This is a genomic window from Bacteroidales bacterium (genome assembly GCA_035353855.1).
GTDB lineage: Bacteria > Bacteroidota > Bacteroidia > Bacteroidales > CG2-30-32-10 > DAOQAK01.
Genome location: DAOQAK010000011.1, coordinates 24,779 through 49,125 on the forward strand (window position 1 = coordinate 24,779; position 24,347 = coordinate 49,125).

Genomic DNA, 24,347 nt, shown 5'->3' on the forward strand with positions numbered 1-24,347 from the left:
AAACCCGATGTTCGCAAATAGCGATCAATCGGGTTTTTTTAAAGTAAAAAATTCTTACTTAACTGATTTTGCTAAAGCAGCACCAGCTTTAAATTTAGCTACTTTTTTAGCAGCAATTTTAATTGGTTTTCCGGTTTGAGGATTGCGTCCGGTTCTTGCAGCTCTTTTAGCTATTGAGAAAGATCCGAAACCTACCAGAATAACGCCTTCACCTTTTTTAAGTGATTTGCTGATAGCTGTGATAGTTGCATCTAATGCTTTACCACTGTCTACTTTACTTAATTTTGCTTCTTTAGCAATTGCATCAATTAATTCAGCTTTGTTCATTTTTTTTAATTTTAGTTATTTAAACTTGTTTTAAAAGTTGAATAAAATTAGTAAAAAAAAATAAAGTACCAAAAAAAAATAAAAAAAAATTATAAAAAAATCTCTCCGTTTAGAGCCATTCATCGCAAAAAAGGAGAAATTACTAAAAACAAAATCATCTAAAACTATTGATTTTACTGGATATTTATTAAATGAAACGATGGGAATAACATTGTTAGCAACTAGTTGAAAAAAAATAAAAAAAGGGCATTTTAAAAAATACCCTTTCTCAATTTTATGAAAACAATATTAAATTAAATTCAGTCTGCTGAAAAGTTCTTTGCGATAGAGCCCGCCAATAGGGATAACTTTCATTTTTCCTTCAATAACCAAATCAGGATATTTTATTGAAAATATTTTGTCGAGACGAACAATAAAGGAACGATGCACCCTTACAAATTCTTTTGCAGGAAGAATGCGCATCATTTCTTTCATAGTTGTATGTGTTGTATAAATATTATCAGATGTATTTATAACCACATAATCTTTTAAAGCTTCAACAAAGAAAACATCTTCAAATTTGATTTTATTGAGCCTATAATCGGCGCGAACAAAAATGCTGTCTTTTGATTCTTTATTTTCAACAATGGAATGGAAAAGGTCTCTTTCGCGTTTAACCTGCGAATCCTTTTCATGCTTATACATTGCGATTTCAATCGTGGTTTGTAATTCTTTTTCTTTAAAAGGTTTGATTATATAACCATAAGGTTCGGCAACTTTTGCTTTGCTTAAAGTGTTATCATCAGCATAGGCAGTTAAAAAGATAACGGGGATGTCGTAATTTTCGCGAATTGCATTTGCAGCTTCAACTCCATTCATATCCCCCTTAAGCATGATGTCCATTAAAATAAGGTCAGGACGTGATTGCTCCACTTCCTCAATTGCTTTTTCGCCAGAAGCAACAACGGTTGGAACGATATAACCCAGTTTCTTTAAACTATTCTGTATATCCTTTGCGACTATGCTCTCATCTTCTACGACTAAGATTTTAAGTTTTGCCATAACTTGTATATTTTTTAAGATTAAAGTTTAAAATTAATAATAAATTTTAAATAATAGGCAATTTATAAAAAAAATTAATAGCTTAAATATTATTTTACAAAGTTAATATTTTTCCTTTAATATCGTTATGTTGTATCATTGGATTAAAATATTCATGTATAATATTTTTTATTCTTCGGTATTTTCTTCTGTTGGTGGTTTAATTTTAACGCCATCATATTTTATCTCAATACCATTTTTATAAGTTGTTGTAAGAAATAAGGTACCTGTATTATCATACTTAAACCAATCGCCTTCCCGTTTTCCCATAATATAATAACCTTCTTCTTTAATATTACCGTTCTCCCAATAATATACCTGCTTACCATTAGGATTATCGTCAAGGAAACTACCTATAAAAAATGGATTTCCATTATCATAAGTATATTTCCATTCTCCATCACGTACACCGCTTTTGTAAGAACCTTCCATTACAATATCGCCTTCATGATAATACCAGGGACCTTCTTCCAAATCATCAACGTATTCTCCTTTTGCAACAATTGTCCCGGAATCGGTATATTCAACAGACACGCCATTTCTTAACCCATCAATATAATTTTCTTCGCGAAGAACATTTCCGTTATCATAAAACCATTTCCATTCCCCATCGGATTTTTCATTTTTTAAAAATGTTCCTTCTTGTTCAAGTTTTCCATTTTTATAATAATATTTCCACGGACCTATTCTTTGATCATTCAGGTATTTCCCAACGCCTTTAAGTTCGCCTGTTTCAAAATATTCTTTCCAATCACCTTGTTTATACCCATTATTATCAACAATCCCATCGCCAACAACAGCGCCACTTTTATAAATTTTTGAAGATTCCACATTACCTTCAGGTGTAAATATCCTGGTTATTCCTTCAGGAATATTATTTTTATAACTGCCTTTTTTCTTTATTTTTCCATCGGGATAGTATTCCGTTTTAATATCGAGCCTGCTTACTTCAGAAGCGTCAACCTGTATTTCTCCATTTATATATTTTGAAATATTTTTTAAATTTCCATCTGAAAAATAATCTTTAAAATATCCATCTTTTACTCCATATTTATAATATCCTTCTGATTTTATAAAACCATTAGGATAAAAATCCACCCATTTTCCATGTTTTAAAGAATCATTTACATAACGGTTTACTTTTTCTTTACTTATCATATAACCATTCTTGTATTCGTAAAGAGCAATAATAGTACTGTCTTTAGAATATTCAATCGCTAATCCCTGCTCTCTTCCTTTTACAAAATTCACTGATAAACGAATTTTACCATTAGGATAATAGTAAGTGGTAAAGCCTTGTTTAATATCATTCACAAAATTTTCTGCAATAATTTCACTCGAAGAATAGGTGGTTTTAATCCCATTCTTTTTACCAAGTTTATAATTTATTTCAAGAACAATTTTTCCGCTATCATTATAAAATTTCCAAGTGCTGTCGAGTTCAAATTTTTTCCTGTTACCTTCACTTTTCATCAACCCGTTTTCATAATAAGTTTTCCAGTATCCATTAGGTTTTCCGTTAACCATATATCCTTCGCTTGATATTTTTCCATTATCATAACGAAATACAGTAAACGTACCTTTACCTGTAGTATCTTTTTGTGAGAAACTTAATAAAGGAAATAAAAATAATATGAGTAATAATTTATTTTTCATTATCACAAATGTATATTTTATTTTGAAAGTTCAAGCATTTTTAAAACCGGTATTCTTGCTTTATCCATTAATTCTTCCGGTAAAATAATTTCAGGTTGTTCATATTTCATGCAGATATAAAGTTTTTCCAAAGTATTTTTTTTCATGTGCGGACAATCATTACATGAACAGGTTTCATCATTTGAAACAATTATAAATTCTTTTTCCGGTGATTCTTTTTTCATCTGATGAATTATTCCGGTTTCTGTTGCAACTATAAATTTATTTGATTCATTTGTTTTTGTATAATTTAATAATGCAGTTGTAGAACCAATAAAATCAGCTATTTCAAGTATTGTTGCTTTACATTCTGGATGTGCAATAATTTTTGCACCAGGATTTTCTTTCTTTAAATTCAATACTCTTTCAACAGTAAGAATATCGTGTACTTCGCATGTTCCATTCCACAGAACCATATTTCTTCCTGTAATATTATTTATATATGAACCTAAATTTTTATCAGGACAAAAAACAATTTTTTGATCTTTTGGAATTTTTTCAATTATCTTAACTGCATTTCCAGAAGTACAAATAATATCCGACATTGCTTTAACTTCAGCAGAACAATTTATGTAAGAAATCACTAAATGATTAGGATAAGATTTTAAAAACTCTTTTAAATCTTCCGGCTTACATGAATCGGCTAAAGAACATCCTGCAGTTAAATCGGGTAAAACAACTTTTTTATCCGGGTTTAAAATTTTTGCAGTTTCGGCCATAAAATGCACGCCGGCAAAAACAATCAACTCAGCATCATTTTCCTGGGCTTTTTTTGACAAAGCATAGCTGTCGCCAATAAAATCAGCTATATCCTGAATTTCCGGAACCTGGTAATAGTGAGCGAGTATAATCGCATTTTTTTCTTTTTTGATTTTTTTAATTTCGTTGCGAATATCTAAATTTTTATCAATGTCAATATTCAAGTATCCTATTTTATTTATTGAATTCATAAAAAGTATTATAATTAAGTTTTATATATTTTATGTTATATTAATATACCTGTTAGTTATGTTGAAAAAATATTTTTAAAAAATTGATAGAATATTTTATTAAAACATATTAACAAATTTAATAAAAATAGAATTATTTAAATAATTCATTTTTAATATTTTGATATTTTATTAACAATGATGTAAAAATTAATAAGTTTAATAAATAACAGAAAAAAAATTAAAAATAGCTGTTAGAATTTTGTTTGATTTATATAAAAAGATTTTAAAACTAAATTTGATTTATTCATGAAAAAAAATAAGAGAATAAAAAAACAGATTTCAAACCTTTTTAATTTTTTAATTAATAACAAAGTTATAATGTTATTAACAAATATAATGTGAAAAAGTATTAAATACTGTAAAATAAACCGATTATGTAATATATACGGATAAAACAGATATTAATAAAGAATGTTTAATAAATTGTAAAAGAAACAAATATAGTGAGTACAGAATATTGGTATTTTTGTTTTGATTTTTAATTATTAACAAATATGGAAAAAATAAAAGAGATTGCAATAGGCAGCGATCATGCAGGATTTATTTATAAAGAAAAAATAATTGAATTCTTAAAAGGACAAGGATATCTGGTAAATGATTTGGGATGTTATTCAGAAGCAAGTGTTGATTATCCTGATTTTGTACATCCTGTAGCAATAATAGTTGAAGAGAATGTTAATACAAAAGGAATACTTATTTGTGGCAGCGGTAATGGTGTATGTATGACAGCCAATAAACATCAGAGCATACGAGCAGCATTATGCTGGAACGAAGAATTAGCAAAGCTTTCAAGGTTGCATAATGATGCTAATATAATATGTATTCCTGCCCGGTTCATTGATTTAGATTTAGCATTAAAGATGATTAATATTTTTCTTACTACTGATTTTGAAGGAGGAAGACATTTTAACAGGGTGAAAAAAATACCTTGTTAAATAGATACCTATTATTAATTGAGTAATTTTGCATACATATAGAAAGAATAAAAAAAATGTCAGATAAATATTTGAAATTTTTAAAAGATAGTGAAGAGAAGGCTTTTGATAAAAAGCACCGAAACATTATTAATTTCAATATTTCCAAATACGATACCGCAGTAGCAAAAGGGAAACTCCAATATCATGATATTGAATTAGCAAAAAAAAGAGCAGCACACATTAAGCATAAAGCTATAAATAGTTTGGATGAATACCTTGTTGAATTTGAAGCAAATTTTATATTGCGCGGAGGGAAGATAATTTGGGCAGACACACAGGAAGAAGCAATAACTGAGATTATCAAAGTTTTAAAAAAATACGATGCAAGACATGTAGTAAAATCGAAATCGATGATTACCGAAGAGATTGAGCTAAACAACCATTTGCAATCGCAGCACATTGAATCGCTTGAAACAGATTTAGGTGAATACATAGTACAATTAGCCGGTGAAAAGCCTTATCATATTATTACTCCGGCAATGCATAAATCGAAAGAAGATATTTCGGAATTATTTTTTCAGAAATTCGGATTCGGGAAAGAACATTCAGCAGAAGAGCTTACAGAGTTTGTAAGAAAATTATTGCGTGAAAAATTTGTTGGAGCCGATGTTGGAATAACAGGTGCTAACTTTCTTATTGCCGATATGGGCGCAATTGCCGTTACCGAGAATGAAGGCAATGCTTTGATGACGGTATCATTCCCAAAAGTTCATATTGCAATTTGCGGAGTTGAAAAAATTATTCCTTCTTTAAAAGATCTGGATTTATTCTGGCCGTTGCTTGCAACGCATGGAACAGGACAAAACGTTACAGCATACAACTCAATAATTTTCGGACCTAAGCAGGAAGGCGAAAGCGATGGGCCCGATGAAATGTATCTTGTAATATTGAACAACGGACGCGATAATGTTCTAGCGCTTGACGAACAACGCCGGGCTATGTCCTGTATCAAATGCGGAGCTTGCCTGAATGCTTGTCCTGTATATAAGAATATTGGAGGTTACACGTATAACACCACTTATAGTGGTCCTATAGGTTCGGTTATTACTCCGCATATGCGAGGGAAAGAAGAATTCAAGCATCTGAGTTATGCTTCATCACTTTGTGGAAAATGCAGCGAAATATGCCCGGTTATGATTAATCTTCACAAACTTTTATTGTATAACAGGAGAGATTTTGTGAAAGAAAAATATGTTACCAGTTCTGAAAAAACAGTTATGTATTTTTGGAAGAAAGCCATGATGAGTCGTAAGTTAGTTGAGATGGCTACACCGGGAATGAAAAATTTATTACTGAAAAACTTTTTCGCAAAATCGTGGGGACCAAGAAGGACACTACCTGCAATAAGTCCGAAATCATTTAACAGGCTTTGGAAAGAACAACGAAGCCATAAATAATTTTATATTTTTCTATGAAAATATTGTTTATACAAACCGGCGGGACAATTGATAAAGATTATCCTCAAGGCCCCGGGGCTTATGCTTTTCAAATACTTGAACCGGCTGTAAAAAATATTTTGGAAAAAATAAATCCCACATTTGAATACAAAATAATATCGATGTTTCGCAAGGATAGCAACGATATTACCGATAACGACAGAAAAAAATTATCAGACTTTTGTAAAAAAACAACTTTCGAAAAAATAATTATAACTCACGGAACCGACACTATTATTGAAACAGCGAAGTTTTTGTCTGTTATAAAAAATAAAACTATAATTCTTACCGGGGCATTTCGTCCGGAAAAATTAAAAATATCGGATGCCGATTTTAATATTGGTTTTGCATTAGGTGCGCTGAATAATGCGCCAAACGGGGTTTATATAGCTATGCAGGGGAAATTATTTTTAAACGATAATGTTGTCAGAAATAAAAATGGTGTTTATGAAGAAAGAAAGAGAAACAGGAAATAAATTCAAACCTTCGGGAGAAAGAGATTTTAAAAAGCCTTTCAGAAGAAAAGAAAAAAAATCTTCAGGTAGCGTTAAAAAATCAGAAGACTCAGATTTGGTTCGTTTGAATAAATATATTGCCAATGCAGGTATTTGCTCAAGGCGTGAAGCCGATACACTTATCGAAAGTGGCGCTGTTTCAGTGAATGGGAAAATTGTAACACAACTAGGGACAAAAGTCTCAAAAGATGATGTTGTGCAGTTTGGCGGAGAGACTTTGAAACGTGAAAGAATGGTTTATGTTTTATTGAATAAGCCTAAAGATTATATCACAACACTTGATGACCCCGAAGGAAGAAAAACAGTAATGGCTTTGGTGCAAAGAGCATGTAAAGAGCGTATATATCCTGTAGGCCGTCTCGACAGGGCTACAACAGGTTTGTTGCTTTTGACCAATGACGGCGAAATGGCGAAAAAACTGATGCATCCCAAACATGGTGTCAAAAAAATATATCACGTAGAAGTGGATAAAAATTTCCAACCGGCCGATTTTGAAAAAATCAGTAAAGGAATTGAACTGGAAGACGGCATTGCCTACGTTGATGAGATTGCCTATGATGGCGATGGTTCTGACAAAAAAAGCTTAGGTGTTGAATTGCACATCGGAAAAAACAGGATCGTAAGAAGAATTTTTGAAAGCCTGGGTTATAGGGTTGTAAAGCTCGACAGGGTATATTATGCAGGCTTGACAAAAAAAGATTTGCCACGCGGTAAATGGCGTTTTCTTTCGCAAATGGAAATAAATATGTTGAAAATGATTTCTTAAAATATAATTTTTCCCTTTATAAATCCGTTATAGCATTTAATGGAAACTACACCCGAAATACAAAAACCTGAAAAGAAAAATAAAGCATGGAGAATAATTAAAAAAATCCTTCTCACAATAGTTATCTTATTTTTACTTTTAATTGGCACAGCGGTAACGATACTTTATTTCTATGAAGATTCGATCAAAAAAATTATTGTCGACAATATCAACAAACAATTAAATACCGAAATCCAGGTAAAAGAAATTGATCTTACGTTGTTTAAAAAATTCCCTAATGTTTCATTGGTGTTTACAGATGTAATAGCTAAAGATGCCATAAAATCTACTAATAAAGGCAATCTCCTGAAAGCTAAAAATGTTTATTTGCAATTCAGTTTCTGGGACTTATGGTATAAAAATTATAAGATAAAAAAGATAGAAGCCGAAAATGGAATTATAAACATTGTTACTTATAAAGATGGTTCTGTAAACTATCATTTCTGGAAAAACGATACTACGGCAAAAAGCGAATCATTCTCGTTCGATTTACAAAAAGTAATTTTGAAAAACATGGCTATCCGCTACTGCGATTTCAAACTGAACCAGAATTATATGGGTGCTACCAACAACCTGGTTTTGAGCGGAAAATTCAGCAGCGATAAATTTACCATGTTTGCCAATGGTAACATGCTGATGAATTATGTAAACATTTCGGGAATTAAGTTCATCCCGGGGAAAAACATAAATATCAGTCTGAAGCTTGATGTTGACCAAAGTACCGATGTTTACAAATTTACGGATAGTAAACTATTGATGGGCAACATGAGTTTTGATGTAAACGGTAATGTGATAAACAGCGAAAATAAAGGCTTTGTGAATTTATCAGTAACAGGAGCCAAAACAGAACTGCAATCGTTCATAAAAGAGCTGCCTTATGAATACCGCAAATATTTTGAGAAGTATAAAGTTGAAGGTGATTTTTATTTTAACACTAACATTAAAGGTTCGTACTTAGGCGAAAGTTTTCCGGGAGTTAAAGTTTCGTTTGGAATAAAAAATGGGAATATCATTTTAAAAGAATCAGATATTGCGCTTAAGAATGTTAATATGTCGGGGACTTATTCTAGCGGAGCCTCATCAAGCCTTGTAAATTCGGAATTGAATATCAATAATTTCTCTTCAACATTGAAATCGGGAAATATAAAAGGCAATATCAAAATCAAAAACTTTTTAAAACCCGAGATCGAAATGCTGGTTGATGCCAATATGGATTTGCAGGAAATGCAGGAATTCCTGAAGGTTGATACTATCACTTCATTAAAAGGAAAAGTTAATATGAGCGCATCGTTCAAAGGAAAAGTAAATTCAGAAAAAGGTTTTGAAGTAAAAGACTTTATTGCCAGCAACGCCGAAGGAAAGCTTACTGTAACCGGTGGCGAACTTTCAATAAAAAATGACCCGCGTAATTATAAGAATATTGAAGGAAAATTTGAGTTCAGTAATAATGATATTATTGTTAACGAGCTCAACATGCTCATCAATCAAAGTGATTTCAAACTGAAAGGATATTTTAAAAATTTATTATCGTTTATTTTTCTCGATGATCAAAAACTTTTGATTGATGCAAATTTAGTTTCCGAAAAAACGGAACTCGACGATTTGCTTCAATACGGCACTTCGAGTGATACAAGCTATCGCCTTGTATTCCCCGAAAAAATAGAATGCAAGCTGGATATAGATATCAACAAACTTACATTCAGAAAATTTACCGCCACAAATATTTCAGGAAAAGTAAAGTTGAAAAACAAACAATTGCATGCCGACCCGCTTGAATTCAATTCGGTGGATGGCAGTGTTGACGGGGAAGTACTGGTTGACGGTTCGCAGAAAGGGCAATTACTTATCAGTTGCGAAGCTGAACTGAAAGATATGAACATTAAAAAACTTTTTTATGAGTTTGGAAATTTCGGGCAGAACAGTATGAAGGATGAAAACCTTGAAGGAACTGCCACTGCCGATGTTCGCTTTGCAGGTGTATGGAGCGATTACCTGAAACCGGTAATGGATAAGATGTATGCCAAATCGGATATTGTGATTGAAAAAGGACGATTGCTGAATTATGCGCCAATGCAGGGTTTGTCGCGATTCTTAAAAATGAGCGATCTGAATGATGTAAAATTTTCAACGCTTCATAACCAGATTGAAATTAAAAACAGGACCATTCATATTCCCGCAATGGAAATAAAATCGAGCGCTATTGATATTATCGCTTCGGGCGAACATACTTTTGATAATGTGATTAATTATCACATTCAGGTAAAACTCTCTGATATAATGGCGCAGAAAGCCAAAAAAGCAAAACCCGAAAACGAAGAATTTGGAGTTGTTGAAGATGATGGGCTGGGAAAAACTTCTTTATTTATTTTAGTTACCGGAACGGTTGATAATCCCGTGTATAAATACGATGGCAAGGGTGTGAAAGCAAAGATTGTTGTAAATTATGTTAAAGAAAAAGAAAACCTAAAATCCATACTGAATGAGGAATTCGGCTGGTTTAAAAAAGATTCTGCCGTTATAAAAAACAAAGAAGAAAATAAAAACAAGCCCGAACTAAAACCCAAGAAAAATAAAAATGAAAGCAACCTTGAAAAGCAAGAGAACGGAAATTTCGTTATTGAATGGGATGAGGATAGTCCCGGAAAGGGGGATTAGTAGCAAGACACAAGTAGTAAGTCGTAAGATTCAAGTCTTAAATCGTAAGAGAATTTTTGCGGCTTAGCGTTCGCTGCTATGAACCATTTGAGAAATTAATAGAGATCGTTTATAAAATTGACTAATTTATTCTTTATCTTTTTTATCTTCTTTAAGCATTTTTCTATGTCCTTCTTTCAATTCTTTTTTTACGTCAGAAAGGCGTTTTTCTATAGGCAAATTTTCAGGATTTTTCCCAACATTTTTTTGAATAATTTCTCTAACCTCTCTTCCAACTTGAAAATGTGTTTGTTCTAAATTCGATTGACCAGTAATTCCTTTATTTTTAATTCTTTCTTCTGCTTGTGTAACTCTAAATAAGTTCGCGGCTAATTCAGTTCGTCCCATATAATCCATTAATTTTCCTTTTTTAACTCCACGTTTTTTTTCTAGTTGCCAAGAAGGCATATTATACATTCCTACATATCCTGCATTTTGAAATTTGGCAAAATTTTCTATACCAAATTCTTTTACTACCGAAGCTAAAGATTTATTGCCTTCAGTTAATTCCTCTCTAATTAATAATCTTTCAATTTGGTCATTATTTTGAATATAGAGCTCAAATTTTCTTGTTTGCTGAGCAAAATATACTTGTGCTTGAGCGACCTCAACTTTTTTAGGATCGCCATTCATTACTGCAATATAACAAGCAAATCTTGTTAATTTAAAATCTTGCTTTTTTTGTCCATCAATTTCTCTCTGAAAAGCAATTATATTTTCGTAATGAGGAATATTTAATGAAACAAAAGCTTTTGTTGCTCTATCCAATACATTTTGAAAAGACTTCATATCTTTATAGCCGAGCATCATCATTAAGTCTGATGCCCACCAATATGTAGTTCCATTCTCGTTTTTAAAGTCTTCGAATGATAATAAATTACCACTTGTGTTTTGTATATCGTTCATTTGAAATGAGTAATTAAGAAATCAAATTTACAAAAAATATTATAATTAAGTGGAAACAGTTGATATATAAATGTATAATTTTTTTAAACACTATTTATTTTTTCCCACGTCAATTACTTTCAAATCTATTTTATCAAGCAATTTATAAACAGGATAAGGGTTGTAGCTGTCGCCCCATTGCGGAACCAAGTATTTATCAAAATAATTCCAATACACCATGCCATCTTCCACCTGTGGCTCTAATAGGTAGGCTGCAATATTTGCTAGTGGCTGCGCGGTACGTACAACATAAGTTCCGGCATTAAAAAATATATTTTCCATTTTTGTGTTGCCGGTCATGGTGTTGGTGTAATGTCCCTGGTTCAGTCGTGGCGAGGGTTTTAAGTCGCTTATCACAAACGATTCAACATTTAATGTACATGTGTCTTTCAGCTTTTCAATCTTAATTCCATGCAACAAAAGCAAATCGATGCAATCCCTGTCAAACGTGTTAATGATATATGCATACGGAAATTTTACACTTGTCTTCGGGAAATATTCTGCAAGATAAGGAACAGTAACAGTTCGCTTGCGGTCGGTTTTTATGTAAGGCATATAGCTATTTTCGTTATAACCCGAATCAACTTCAAATGCTTTGATGGTAATTTTTTCGGGAGTAGGCAGGCAGTTGAAGGTAACAGCAAACGAATCGGTTTTCAATGGATTCAATCCGCGCTGAATTATTTTTGCATCCGAAGAATCGATAAGCATGTTGATGGCTTTGCTGTTTGCCGCAACATAATCAAGTATCGACCACAACAAATTATAACAACCATACACTCTTGTTTTGAAATCGGCATAAACATAATTTTCATTTAATATCGAAAGACGGTTTCGCAAGCCAACATAGTTTGTCAGGTATCTTGGTTCAAAAGCGTACGATACCCATCCTTTTTCGAGGCGCATCAAATCTACAAATTCGCCATAGAAACAATTTTCAGTTGCGTATTTTTTATTCAGAGTTTTCGAAACAGCGGGCATCATTTTATCGCGCATGAAATTAATAAGAGTCCTGTCGGTATTGGCATTCATCATCCATGTGAAAGTTACAGGCTCTTCGTGGTACGAACCGTTGGTAGTGTGACAGTCAACAAATACAGCGGGGTCCCATTTATTTAAAACAGTTGTCAGTAATGCCTGCATTTCTGGCGATTCAGCTTTTAATGCATCGCGGTTAATGTCGAGCATTTGTCCGTTATATCTTATTCCAACACCATTCTTCGGTCCGTTCTGACTCTTTCGGTTTTTAGTACTTATTTTTTGATTTCCATCGGGATTAAAATTCGGACAGATAAGCAAAACAATATTTTTAAAAATTTCTTCGTTTTTCTTTTCAAGTAAATCACGCGCCAGCATTAATGTTGCTTCTTTTCCTTCCACTTCGCCGGCATGAATATTCGCCTGGATATAAACCACGGTTCGCCCGTCCTTCACAAACTTGTTATCTTTTACAACAGGCAATGGGTTTGCAATTACAAGCAAAGGCACTTCATAATCTTCGGTTGATGTGATGAATTTTTCTACAGAAATATTTTTCGAAATTGTTTTCAGTTGTTCGATGAATGAAATCACATCTTCATTCTTCGATGTAGATTCGAAGTTTGTTTTTTCAGCAATTGTTTGAAGCTTAACTTGTGCCTGCGCAGAGTACATGATAAATACAAAACTTATCAGAAAGAAATATTTTGTTTTCATATTGATGGTAAATTTTTATTTTTTTTCTTCTTCAATGATATCATATTTTTCAGCGAAGATGGTAATAACCGAAATATAATTTTTATGAGTTTGCTCCATTTTAGTTTTTAATTTTTGAATATCTTTTTTTGATAAACTATCGGCAATCCCAGCTTTCTTCTTACCGTTAACCCATGCACTGTCTTTACAGGGAGTATGGTCGATATGGCATAATAAATTTTTATCATTTTCCATTTTATCCATTTCGGGTTGTTCAATACGGAATTCTTTAACAATGCCGAAAATTCTTACTCTTTTATTATAAAGAGAGTCGTTGAAACTAGTTGATGAATCCTGTGGAACAATTTTAATGATTGCACCACTTTCGGTTTTTAATTTCATTTTCTTTCCGTCAACACCGCATATATGGATAATTAAACCTTCAGTTTCAACTTTTTTATTTTCATAGAAGCTGATATTTTTAATCAAACTGTCAGCGTGAACTTTATTAATTTGAGCAAAAACCTTTGTATTGCTTATGTTTAAAAGGAAAACAAATATTACTGATAGTTGTATTTTTTTAGTCATCATTGATTTTTTATTATTGAAATTTTTAATAATTCAAAGTTTTCAAATGTAGTTTTTTTCAATAAAGGAAAAAGAAAATATTTTTCTTTTTTATATCCTCTGCCTTTTCTTCGAAATGTTCAGACTGATGGCAGGCAGTCCTCGCTGGAAATTGAAACTTCAAAAGTCGCAACCCAGAAGCATGTAAAGACTTTTGAGGGTTTCCTGCGCGATAAATCAATCATTTTATTAATTTTGCGCATTATTTAATAATAACAAAGTTTTTAAAATGAGTTCAGAAAAAAAATACAAACGATACACAGTTACTTCTGCTTTGCCTTATGCCAATGGCCCGGTACATATAGGTCACTTGGCCGGAGTATATGTGCCTGCCGATATTTATGTGCGTTACCTGCGTTCAAAAGGTGAAGATGTTTTATTCATCGGTGGTTCTGATGAACATGGTGTACCCATTACCATTAAAGCAAAGCAGGAAGGTGTTACTCCGCAACAGATAGTTGACAAATATCATAACATCATAAAAAAATCGTTTGAAGAATTAGGAATCTCATTCGATATTTATTCGCGTACTTCAAATAAAGTTCATCATGAAACGGCTTCTGAATTTTTCACAACTCTTTACGAAAAAGGCGAATTTATTGAGAAGACATCGGAACAGCTTTATGATGAAGAGCACAAACAATTTCTTGCCGACCGTTATGTTACGGGAACTTGCCCACATTGTAATAACGACAGGGCTTACGGCGACCAGTGCGAAAAATGCGGAACATCGTTGAATGCAACAGATTTGATAAACCCAAAATCGGTATTAAGCGGGAACGTGCCTGTACTAAAGGAAACCAAGCATTGGTATTTGCAACTCGATAAGTACGAACCCTGGCTGAGGCAATGGATTCTGGAAGAACATAAGGAATGGAAAACAAATGTTTACGGTCAGTGTAAATCGTGGATTGACCAGGGATTGCAGCCACGTGCTGTTACCCGCGACCTCGACTGGGGTGTAAAAGTTCCATTGAAAGAAGCCGAAGGAAAAGTTTTATATGTCTGGTTCGACGCGCCAATAGGATATATCAGCGCAACCAAAGAATGGGCTACAGAGAAAAAGAAAAACTGGGAAATATACTGGAAAGATAAAGAAACAAGATTGATTCATTTTATCGGAAAAGATAATATTGTTTTTCATTGTATCGTTTTCCCTTCAATGCTTCATGCAGAAGGGACTTATCTTGTTCCTGATAATGTTCCGGCTAATGAATTTTTAAATCTTGAAGGAGATAAAATTTCTACATCACGCAACTGGGCAGTGTGGCTTCATGAGTATTTACAGGAGTTCCAGGGCAAGCAGGATGTATTGCGTTATGTACTTTGTTCAAATGCTCCCGAAACAAAAGACAATGATTTTACCTGGCGCGATTTTCAGTTAAAGAATAACAGCGAATTGGTTGCTATTCTGGGGAATTTTGTAAACCGCACCATGGTTCTTACACATAAATATTTTAATGGTGAAATTCCGGCAATATCAACAATCACAGATGTTGACAAAGAAACATTAAATGAACTTTCAAAATTTCCGGAACGTATTTCTGCAAGTCTTGAAAGTTATCGTTTCCGTGAAGCGCTGAATGAAATGATGAATCTTGCACGTTTGGGAAATAAATATCTCGCCGACAGCGAGCCATGGAAAATATTTGCAACAGACCCGGAAAGGGTGAAAACAATTCTGAATATTTCATTACAGATCTGTGCAAACCTTTCGATAGTAATGGAACCTTTCCTTCCTTTCTCGGCCGATAAATTAGGCAGCATGCTTAATTTCCCAAAACTGAAATGGAACGATGCCGGTAAACCCGATTTACTTAAAGCAGGCTTCAGAATTGGCAAGGCAGAATTGCTTTATGAAAAAATAGAAGATGAAGCAATTGCATTACAGGTAAAGAAACTTCAGGATACGAAGATTGCAAATGAATCGAAAGAAAAACCTGTAGCTCCTGCAAAACCCGATATTTCATATGAAGATTTTGCAAAGCTCGACATTCGCACAGGAACTATCCTTGCAGCAGAAAAAGTTCCGAAGACGGATAAACTTTTAAAACTTGTTGTTGATACCGGAATTGATAAACGTACAGTAGTTTCGGGTATTGCAGCGAATTACGAACCCGAAAAAATTATCGGGCAGAAAGTAACAATATTGGTAAACCTAGAGCCCAAAATGCTTCGCGGAATTAAATCGCAGGGAATGATACTTATGGCCGAAAACGCAAAAGGAGAATTGTGTTTTGTACATCAGGAAAAGGATTTTGAAAATGGGAGTTGTATAAAATAATTTGGAAAAACAACGAGGGCGGCTCTGCAAATGCAGAGCCGCCCTCGTTTTGTAGCCCCACCAGGAATCGAACCTGGATTTAAAGTTTAGGAAACTTCCGTTCTATCCATTGAACTACAGGGCCAAAATTATTTTACAAAATTACACAAAATTAAATTTATATTGAAATTACTTTTTTCAAATATCTTCTTCCTGTAGCTGTTTTAAAATATTTTTCCCTTTTAACAGCATTTTCAAGTGTTTCAAAAGATTCATAATAAATAATTTCCCAAGGAATGAAAGGTTTTGTAGAAAATATTTTTCCTGAATTATGCTCTTTAAGTCTTTGCTCTAAATCTTGGCAGTGTCCTTTATAAAATCTGTGAAATTTTTTACTATATAAGACGTAAGAATAAAACATTGATAGAATTTTAGGAAACTTCCGTTCCCCGCCCGAACGACTGACGTGTTCAGTCGGGCGGGTATCCATTGAACTACAGGGTCAGCAGTGCAAAGATAAAAAAATATTTTATTGTAATAAAGTAAACATGAGGTATTCTTGGGTATTTATTAAGTTGGTAAGGATAAAAAAATATAAATTTGTAAAATGAATTATACAAAAAAACATATAATATTATTTTTTATTTTATTCATTACATTATCCTTAAATTTTTGTACTGCGCAGAATACATCGAAACCGGATTGTAAAATTTATTTAAATTTTTCAAACTATTCTTTTGAAATTACCGAAGGCTTTTCGCAGTTATATGATATAAGTTCTCGCTACGGAATATTATCACAGGAATGCAATTCATTTTTGAATTTTATATTTACAAACCCCGTGTTAAGCAATATCCTCTTTCCTAAAGAAATTGATAAATGCAATATTTATTACAAAGAATTTTTTAACCGCTGTCGTTGCGATTCTACTTCAAGAATAGATATATATTTACCATCTGGGAAAAAGCAGGAGATAAAAATAAAAGAATTTGATAAAGATTTGTTTGACATCTCATTATTAGAAATTCGTGATAGCGCTTTAAATGCATTAAATAAAGCTTTTCCAAAATACAAAATAAAAATAGATGTTTCATCAACACCCAGAATGCTTGATGAACAAAAAAAATATTTCAGAAAAGGCGCAAGTAAAACTTTATTATCAACACATCTGATAGGAGCTGCAGCCGATTTTAAAATATTTTTTAATGGAAGATTAATTGATCCGAAGAAAAATTCAAGAGGACTTTTTAGTAGCATAGTACCCTATCAGATTTTAGGTAAGTATATTATTGATAAAGGTTATTTCTGGGGAATAACATGGGATCCGGGGCATATGCAGCTAAAAAGAAAATTGGAAAATATCCTTATCGAATACCCGGAATTACAAAATAATGGAAACCTTATTACTTCATATTATAATATCGTTAAACTCGATAGTATACCTTTAAAATATAAACCTGTGATAGAAATCATGGATGAAAAATTTGGAATAAACGAAGTTAGAAAATACGATTACACTCAGCCCTGGGTTGAGGATACTTTGCTTCAGCCAATCGAAATAGACAAACTATTAAAAAATTAATATTAACATTTTTAACAAAATAGTTTTAAAAAAAGCATTTCAAATCTTGATGCTGATAATTGCATTAGCTATATTTGTTGTTCCCAAACATGCATGAAAACTTATATTGGTAAAATATTATTTGTTATTTCATTTCTATTATCAGGATTTCTAAAAGTACATTCTCAATGTCCTGTTGTTATTAACGAAGTAATGGTCTCGCCAACCGGGGGCATTAATGAAAATTGTTTTTATAATGCTGATACACTCAATGGTGGCAATCCTAATTTAGGTTTAGAGTGGATTGAATTATACAACGCAAATCCCTGCGATTCATTTGATATATCCTGTTATATGATAGCTTTTGAAACATCAAGCGGAACGGGGCAAAATTATGGTTCTTTTAAATTATTTGGTGTTATACCACCTAATGGACATTTTCTGATTGGAGGAAGCAATGTTCCAAATGCAGATATAAACACATCTTTAATAAATGCGTTACATTGTTCCAGTAAAAAATGGTGTTTAAATGACAGCGCCGGTTGGATAGGATTTTATGATATCAATAGTTTTCCAATTGATGCTGTTTACTGGAATATTGGCGGAACAGCTGCTGATTTATATACCTGGCCACAGTATACGTCGGATATAGAAACTCCGATGCCTTATTGTTCATGCTGTACTTCATCTTATTTTGAAAATCCCGGAACTTTTGCTGTTGCTGAGTATGCGGGAAATGTTATTCCTAACAGTTCAATTACATTTGCCCGTATTACCGATGGAAATCCTGTGTGGGGGTTTGGACCTGTAGACGGAACTCCTAATAATTGTAATGGCGGATCTTGTAATTCAGTATCTATTGGATTTACTTTAAACCCTCCAACTTGTGTTGGTGGTAATAATGGTTCGGTTTCAGTTAACATGGGTACAACAACAACTTTGCAAACACCATTTACATACAAATGGTCGAATAATGATACAGGTCAAACTATTTCAGGACTTACTGCCGGATTATATCGTGTTACAGTAACTGATAAGTGGGGTTGCGAATATATTGCAGATACAATTTTAAATAATCCTACTCCTCCCGATTTATCTATCTTGTGCGATAACCCTGTTTGTCCCGGTGATGATGTAACTCTTAATTCAAACATAAGCGGAATAACTTATAACTGGACTGGTCCTGATAGTTTTTCTTCAAGTTTTTCTTCGCCCGTAATTACTGCTTTTCAACAAATAAATGAAGGTAATTATTATCTTACAATTTTGAATTCCGATTCATGTATTCTTAAAGATACATTACAGATTTTATTAAAACAATTACCTGTTGTTAATATCGGTAATGATACAAATATTTGTTATCATCAGTCATTAAAGTTGAATGCAGATAACGGAAATAACTTTATTTACCTGTGGAGCGATGGTAGTACACTTCCACAAAATACAATAGTTGCCGATAATAATACCAGTGGTTTAAATCCTTTCTGGGTGTCGGTTTTGGTTACTGTTCCAAATTGTATTTCAGTTTCCGATTCAATATTAATTACATTGGAGCAATGTGAAGTTGAAGAAACGAATGTAATTACACCCAATAACGATAATATTAATGATAACTTTGTTTTTAAAGGCTTGGATAAATTTCCGAATTCGCAGTTGGTAATTTTTAACAGATGGGGAAGAATAATTTATGAAAATTCAGATTATCAAAATGATTGGAATGGAAATTCCTGCCCCGATGGAGTATATTACTATATTTTAAAGTTGTCCGAAAGTTCAGATAGAAAAGAAATCAAAGGATGGATAACAATAATCGGAAAAGAAAATTAATATTGATTTAATTATTTTCTTCTGAACAATATCTCTCAATAAGTTCAGCAGCTTTATTAAAACCAAAATTAAATGCCTGGTTCCAATCTTCGCAGGCACCTGTTTTATCGCCAAGCTCCGCTTTAACTATTCCTCTTAAATCATAAACTTCTCCATAATCAGGAATAATTTCAAGAGCTTTATTATAATCAACCAAAGCACCTTTTAAATCTTTAAGATTATATTTTGCCATTCCCCTGTAAGCATAAGCTTCGCCATTATCAACATCCAGTTCAACGGCTTTATCTAAAAGTTTTAGCGCTTCTTTATATTTTTTAAGATCTAACTGAATATTTCCCTTTTTTAAATAATCCTGTGAAGTAACTAATTTGGGATCTTCGCTGGTATTTGCATTTTTCTGTGTCTTACATGAAGGTGTTACTATAACAACCAACAATAAGAATATAGCTAAATGAAGAAATCGGTTCATGATAATTTTTTTTCAAAGATATTAAATAAAATAAATACCAACCAAACATATAATTTAAGTATCTTTAAATGGAAGTTTTTAAAAAACAATCATATGAAACAATAAACTTTTTAAACACAAACACCCCACACAAAATGAAAAAAATTTTAACATTAATTGTTTTACTTGAGTTTACATTTGTTACATACTCACAAATGCCTGTAAACTCTGCTTTTCAGAATACATACGATTCTTATAAAAAAGGAATGGTATTGAAAAACCGTCCGGCCAAATCAGTGGCTTTGATGAATAAATATGATGTGAAATTCTATTGGCTTGATATTAATCTTGAGCGAACATCAACTTACATTTCGGGAAAAGTAACAATAAATGCAAAAATTCAGAACACTGTACTGGATACATTTGAATTGGAACTGGTTTCGGAATTAACAGTTGATTCTGCAAAAATAAACGGAAGTTTGTGTACGGTAAATCATACTACTGATTTTGTTGACATTATTCCTTCTTCTGCATTGCCTGCCAATTCTGATATTTCAGCACAAATATTTTATCATGGTGCACCTCCTTCAGGTGGATTCTTTTCGGGAATATCGCATGGAACCAGCCAGTAGTGGGGCAATGAAGTGGTGTGGACTTTATCGGAACCATTCAATGGAAATCAGTGGTGGCCCTGTAAACAAGAATTATCAGATAAAGCCGATTCAAGCTGGGTATTCGTTACAACAGATAGTACCAACAAAGTAGGCTCGAATGGAATACTTACAAATGTTGTTAATTTGGGAAATGGAAAAGCGCGCTATGAGTGGAAGTCACGTAACCCAATTGATTGCTACCTGATTTCTGTAGCAGTTGCAAAATATGTTGATTATACTTTTTACTGTCATCCTGTTGGCGTTGATTCACTAATGGTTCAGAATTATGTTTACGATAATCCGGCTACTCTTAATAATTTTAAAAATATTATTGACAGTACAGCGCAGATGATAGAATTATATTCCCATCTTTTTGGTCCATATCCTTTCAGCAATGAAAAATACGGACACAGCATGGCTCCGCTTAGTGGTGGAATGGAGCATCAAACTATGACTACGCTTGGATATTTTGATTTTATGCTTACCTGTCATGAGCTGGCACATATGTGGTTTGGCGATAATGTGACTTGCAAAACATGGAGCGATATATGGATTAATGAAGGTTTCGCTTCATACGGAGAATACCTGAGCCTGGAATATTTGCATTCATTGGCTGCTGCTAATTCAAATATGCTTAGCGTTTATAACAATGTAATGTCGCAAACCGGCGGTAGTGTTTATGTTCCGCTTGCTGATATTACTGATGAAAACAGGATTTTCGATTCGCGTTTGTCATACGATAAAGGATCGGCAATTATTCACATGCTTCGTTTTGAATTGCAGGACGACACTTTATTTTTCAATATTTTAAAAACTTTTCAAACACAGTATAATAAAAGTGTTTCAACAGGAGATGATTTTAAATCAGTGGCAGAAACCTTATCAGGCAAGGATTTCACCGATTTCTTCAATCAATGGTATTATGGCGAAGGTTATCCCACATACAAAGTAACATGGACTCAGGCAAATGATACACTTTATTTTACTTCAACACAAACGACTTCGTCAACAGTAACGCCTCTTTTCAAAATGTTGATGGAATATAAATTGAAATCGGCTTCCGGCGATACGCTTATCAGGGTTTACCAAACCGATAATGTGAACAATTATAAAATCCCAATTCATAAAACTATTACCGGTATTGTGGTTGACCCGAATAATTGGGTTTTAAATAAAGTTGGTACGATTACAAATATTAATGAATTTGAGAATAACATTGATTTTGAAATATCACCCAATCCCTGTACTGATAAATTGAATATTAATTTTTCCATTCCGGAGAAAAGGAACAAAACATTTGTAATCACTGATATTACCGGGCGTTTGATAAAAACACTTAACGGTAATTCCGATAAGCAGGAAATAAATATTGAAGATTTGAGTAAAGGAATTTATTTTCTAAAAATCAGTAATGGCAATAGTTTTATTATAAAGAAATTTGTTAAAGAATAATTTTTTTATAGAATCATATTCAATTATTAAGTAAGAAAATTTCTTTCTTATTACAATCATTTACTAAAAGCTTTTGTAGTTCTATCTTTTGTGGGATATAAAATTCTTTTTTCATATCTTTGTTAAATAAATATATAGATAGATAAGAAAAATTAAGCCTTTTATTTAGAATTATGAAAAAAAAATATGGAATTCTGTTTTTCGTTTTTACGATATTTTCTTTTTCGGGATTTGCACAACAATCTAAAACCGGGATTGGTTTTTATGGAGGTTTTGGTTTACGTAATTTAAGAGGTAATGAAATTATTAAAGAAAAAAATACTTCTGCATTTGGTTATTGTGGTGGTTTTTCGTTTCAGTTTAATATTTCTGAGAAATATACTGTATGTACAGCCATAGCATATGAACGTAAAGGTGCAGTAGGAAAATCACAACAAACAGATACCAGTGGAAATATTATATCGGAAATAAAAACATTCTCAAACTTTGATTATATAACAATACCATTGCTTTTCAGATACAATATTCAAAAGAAAGTTAATTTCTTTTTTGAAGCAGGTGGCTTTGCAGCATATTTGCTTCAACAAAAATTTGTGGTTGATGATCCTGTTTTGACTGTAAACACCGCTGATAATACTGATAATGATAAGCGCATGGATTATGGTTTTTCATTTGGTCTGGGTTTGTCAAAACCAATTAGTAATAGATTGGTTTTATCTGTTGAATTGCATGATAATCTGGGAATATATAACGTTAGTAAAGTACATGTATATAACGATGGGACCATAAAAACGAATAATACAAATATTTTAATTGGCTTATCATATAATTTTGGTAAACATGATTAGTAAAAATTTTAATGACTGTTCTATGAAAAAATATTTTCTTTTTTTTGTTGTGATACTTTTCATCTTTGGTTGCAAGCCACAGGAAGAAGTACAACAGGTTACTATCAAAGGACGAATTTCACATAATATACTCGGTCAGGATTCGAAAGGCTCATTATCACTTGCCGATGCCAAGAAAATACTTGTCATTGCAGGGATTAGCGGAGATGGCCATGGAGGGTTTAATTATGAGATGATTGATATTATTGACAGCTCTTTTGTTGCCGAATCAAATATTGGTGCAGCAACAGCATTGGTTTTTCTGGATGCTAATAATAAATATATTGGGAACTTAAGTAATCAGGGGTTAGACCTGCTTCCTTTAGGTAAACTAACAGAAGGCGAAACCACTACTATTGATTTGAAAGATCTGCAAATGGTTGGCGGCAGCATACTTCCGGCACACGACCCTTTTGGCAATGAAATTATTATTACACCAGACCAGATTGAAAGCTTGAAAGAATTTGACAGTTTTTTTGAAGCACTTGCCAAAAACCTTGATGCTGATAATGATGGCGCCATTGATATTGCAGATGACCAATATTTATTTGTATTTTCTTCGTATGATACTTATGCCGGCAAATATGGAATTGATAATACTTCATTTGAAATAACGGATAGCCTGGATTATTACATTAATTATTTTATGAATTTTCATGGAGTGGGTGGATTGCCTTATCCTCAAAATGCAGTTTTAACAGGACCCTTGGATAGCACCTATTCTGACATTTCAATACTCCATCATTGGGGAGATTCGAGATTATTTGGATTAACTTTTATTAGAGAATTTTTTGATACCATTCCTCATGGATCAAGCCGTCATCCTTTTAAACAAGGAATTTATACTCTTGATTTAGATGGAAAGCTTTATACTTTCAACGTAGCCTGTACTATGAAAAAAGAAAAGATGGTTCTTGCAGTCCCTACGGTTCACTTGAATAGTGAAGGTAAAATAGCATCTTTTTCATTTGATTACAGATTGCCCGATAAATCAATAATTGATCCGGAGAACATTATAACACAGATTCAAGCTCAAATTACAGGTTTTGATAGTTTGGGAAATGGTAAACAAATATATACAGGTCCTGTTATGTATGCATACAAACCCGAAGGCTGGACAGACAACATTGCTAACGGATATTTTTATGAACAAAGGGGAATATATGATCATACGCCTTTACAACCTGTCGATATTTCTGGTTATCAAAGAATTGTTATAGGTGTAGGTTATTATGATATGCTGGGGAATCAATTTGGAATAATGTGGGAAAGGAATTACTAATAAATTATTTTTTACAACTTTTCCGCCAGTACTGCAAATTTGCCGAGATTATCAGATCATTCTGAGTTCATCGAAAAATGGAGTAATGGTAAATAGTCAATGGTTGTTAGGTTGAGCGGCTGGTTAAGCTAAAGGTCAATAGTTAATAGTAAAATATATTTCTCCATCAACCTACTGCTATCAACCAAACAAGCGGCAATAAACTAT

19 protein-coding genes, 1 tRNA gene and 2 pseudogenes are annotated in these 24,347 nt (G+C 32.8%); 12 read left to right on the plus strand and 10 right to left on the minus strand.

Features of this window, described 5'->3' with window-relative positions; genetic code table 11:
• Positions 1 to 54: 54 nt before the first annotated feature.
• From PKK00_04140 to nadA, 4 genes are all read right to left on the minus strand, one after another.
• A complete protein-coding gene (locus tag PKK00_04140) occupies positions 55 to 327 on the minus strand; it encodes an HU family DNA-binding protein (GenBank protein ID HNW97589.1) in 273 nt (90 codons plus the stop codon).
• Positions 328 to 615: 288 nt separating this feature from the next.
• Positions 616 to 1,368, minus strand: a complete 753-nt coding sequence (locus PKK00_04145; protein HNW97590.1) for a response regulator — start codon at positions 1,366 to 1,368, stop codon at positions 616 to 618.
• A gap of 168 nt (positions 1,369 to 1,536) precedes the next feature.
• Positions 1,537 to 3,063 (minus strand): hypothetical protein, encoded by a 1,527-nt coding sequence (locus PKK00_04150; protein ID HNW97591.1) that lies wholly within the window; start codon positions 3,061 to 3,063, stop codon positions 1,537 to 1,539.
• A gap of 17 nt (positions 3,064 to 3,080) precedes the next feature.
• Positions 3,081 to 4,052, minus strand: a complete 972-nt coding sequence (nadA, locus tag PKK00_04155; GenBank protein ID HNW97592.1) for a quinolinate synthase NadA — start codon at positions 4,050 to 4,052, stop codon at positions 3,081 to 3,083.
• A 536-nt stretch (positions 4,053 to 4,588) separates the two neighbouring features.
• On the opposite strand from nadA, the gene rpiB reads away from it, so the two are divergent.
• The 5 genes and pseudogenes from rpiB (at position 4,589) to PKK00_04180 (ending at position 10,482) form a co-directional block, all read left to right on the plus strand.
• Positions 4,589 to 5,029 carry a ribose 5-phosphate isomerase B gene (rpiB, locus tag PKK00_04160; protein HNW97593.1) on the plus strand — a complete coding sequence of 147 codons (441 nt, stop codon included), beginning with the start codon at positions 4,589 to 4,591 and terminating at the stop codon, positions 5,027 to 5,029.
• Between the two features lie 56 nt (positions 5,030 to 5,085).
• On the plus strand, positions 5,086 to 6,468 hold the full coding sequence (locus PKK00_04165) for a lactate utilization protein B (protein HNW97594.1): 1,383 nt from the start codon (positions 5,086 to 5,088) through the stop codon (positions 6,466 to 6,468).
• 14 nt (positions 6,469 to 6,482) lie between these two features.
• On the plus strand, positions 6,483 to 6,983 hold the full coding sequence (locus tag PKK00_04170; GenBank protein ID HNW97595.1) for an asparaginase domain-containing protein: 501 nt from the start codon (positions 6,483 to 6,485) through the stop codon (positions 6,981 to 6,983).
• Between the two features lie 82 nt (positions 6,984 to 7,065).
• Positions 7,066 to 7,788: pseudogene (locus PKK00_04175) on the plus strand (pseudouridine synthase).
• A 39-nt stretch (positions 7,789 to 7,827) separates the two neighbouring features.
• A complete protein-coding gene (locus tag PKK00_04180) occupies positions 7,828 to 10,482 on the plus strand; it encodes an AsmA-like C-terminal region-containing protein (GenBank protein ID HNW97596.1) in 2,655 nt (884 codons plus the stop codon).
• Positions 10,483 to 10,608: 126 nt separating this feature from the next.
• On the opposite strand, the gene PKK00_04185 is transcribed toward PKK00_04180, so the two are convergent.
• From PKK00_04185 to PKK00_04195, 3 genes are all read right to left on the minus strand, one after another.
• Positions 10,609 to 11,427, minus strand: a complete 819-nt coding sequence (locus PKK00_04185) for a BRO family protein (protein HNW97597.1) — start codon at positions 11,425 to 11,427, stop codon at positions 10,609 to 10,611.
• A gap of 90 nt (positions 11,428 to 11,517) precedes the next feature.
• Entirely contained in the window at positions 11,518 to 13,161 is a 1,644-nt protein-coding gene (locus PKK00_04190; protein HNW97598.1) for a M14 family metallopeptidase, read from the minus strand.
• Between the two features lie 15 nt (positions 13,162 to 13,176).
• Entirely contained in the window at positions 13,177 to 13,731 is a 555-nt protein-coding gene (locus PKK00_04195) for a hypothetical protein (GenBank protein HNW97599.1), read from the minus strand.
• Between the two features lie 259 nt (positions 13,732 to 13,990).
• On the opposite strand from PKK00_04195, the pseudogene metG reads away from it, so the two are divergent.
• Positions 13,991 to 16,051: pseudogene (gene metG, locus PKK00_04200) on the plus strand (methionine--tRNA ligase).
• A 52-nt stretch (positions 16,052 to 16,103) separates the two neighbouring features.
• On the opposite strand, the gene PKK00_04205 reads toward metG, so the two are convergent.
• Together PKK00_04205 and PKK00_04210 are read right to left on the minus strand one after the other, a co-directional pair.
• Positions 16,104 to 16,175, minus strand: a tRNA-Arg gene (locus tag PKK00_04205).
• 33 nt (positions 16,176 to 16,208) lie between these two features.
• Positions 16,209 to 16,451 carry a GIY-YIG nuclease family protein gene (locus tag PKK00_04210; protein HNW97600.1) on the minus strand — a complete coding sequence of 81 codons (243 nt, stop codon included), beginning with the start codon at positions 16,449 to 16,451 and terminating at the stop codon, positions 16,209 to 16,211.
• Positions 16,452 to 16,637: 186 nt separating this feature from the next.
• Here PKK00_04210 and PKK00_04215 point away from each other — a divergent pair, with 186 nt between their 5' ends.
• Both PKK00_04215 and PKK00_04220 read left to right on the plus strand, forming a co-directional pair.
• Positions 16,638 to 17,612 (plus strand): hypothetical protein, encoded by a 975-nt coding sequence (locus tag PKK00_04215; GenBank protein ID HNW97601.1) that lies wholly within the window; start codon positions 16,638 to 16,640, stop codon positions 17,610 to 17,612.
• Positions 17,613 to 17,705: 93 nt separating this feature from the next.
• A complete protein-coding gene (locus tag PKK00_04220; GenBank protein HNW97602.1) occupies positions 17,706 to 19,418 on the plus strand; it encodes a gliding motility-associated C-terminal domain-containing protein in 1,713 nt (570 codons plus the stop codon).
• 7 nt (positions 19,419 to 19,425) lie between these two features.
• Here the strand turns inward: PKK00_04220 and PKK00_04225 are convergent, their stop codons facing one another.
• Positions 19,426 to 19,887: a tetratricopeptide repeat protein gene (locus PKK00_04225; protein HNW97603.1), complete on the minus strand. Its 462-nt coding sequence runs from the start codon at positions 19,885 to 19,887 to the stop codon at positions 19,426 to 19,428.
• Positions 19,888 to 20,021: 134 nt separating this feature from the next.
• Here PKK00_04225 and PKK00_04230 point away from each other — a divergent pair, with 134 nt between their 5' ends.
• From PKK00_04230 to PKK00_04245, 4 genes are all read left to right on the plus strand, one after another.
• Complete coding sequence (locus tag PKK00_04230; protein HNW97604.1) at positions 20,022 to 20,498, plus strand: hypothetical protein; 477 nt, start codon at positions 20,022 to 20,024, stop codon at positions 20,496 to 20,498.
• Between the two features lie 15 nt (positions 20,499 to 20,513).
• The gene (locus PKK00_04235) at positions 20,514 to 21,971 is read left to right on the plus strand and encodes a M1 family aminopeptidase (GenBank protein ID HNW97605.1); all 1,458 of its coding nucleotides are present in this window, start codon (positions 20,514 to 20,516) and stop codon (positions 21,969 to 21,971) included.
• Positions 21,972 to 22,144: 173 nt separating this feature from the next.
• Positions 22,145 to 22,819, plus strand: coding sequence for a porin family protein (locus tag PKK00_04240; GenBank protein ID HNW97606.1), 675 nt, complete (start codon positions 22,145 to 22,147; stop codon positions 22,817 to 22,819).
• Positions 22,820 to 22,841: 22 nt separating this feature from the next.
• On the plus strand, positions 22,842 to 24,140 hold the full coding sequence (locus PKK00_04245; protein ID HNW97607.1) for a hypothetical protein: 1,299 nt from the start codon (positions 22,842 to 22,844) through the stop codon (positions 24,138 to 24,140).
• Positions 24,141 to 24,347 lie beyond the last annotated feature (207 nt).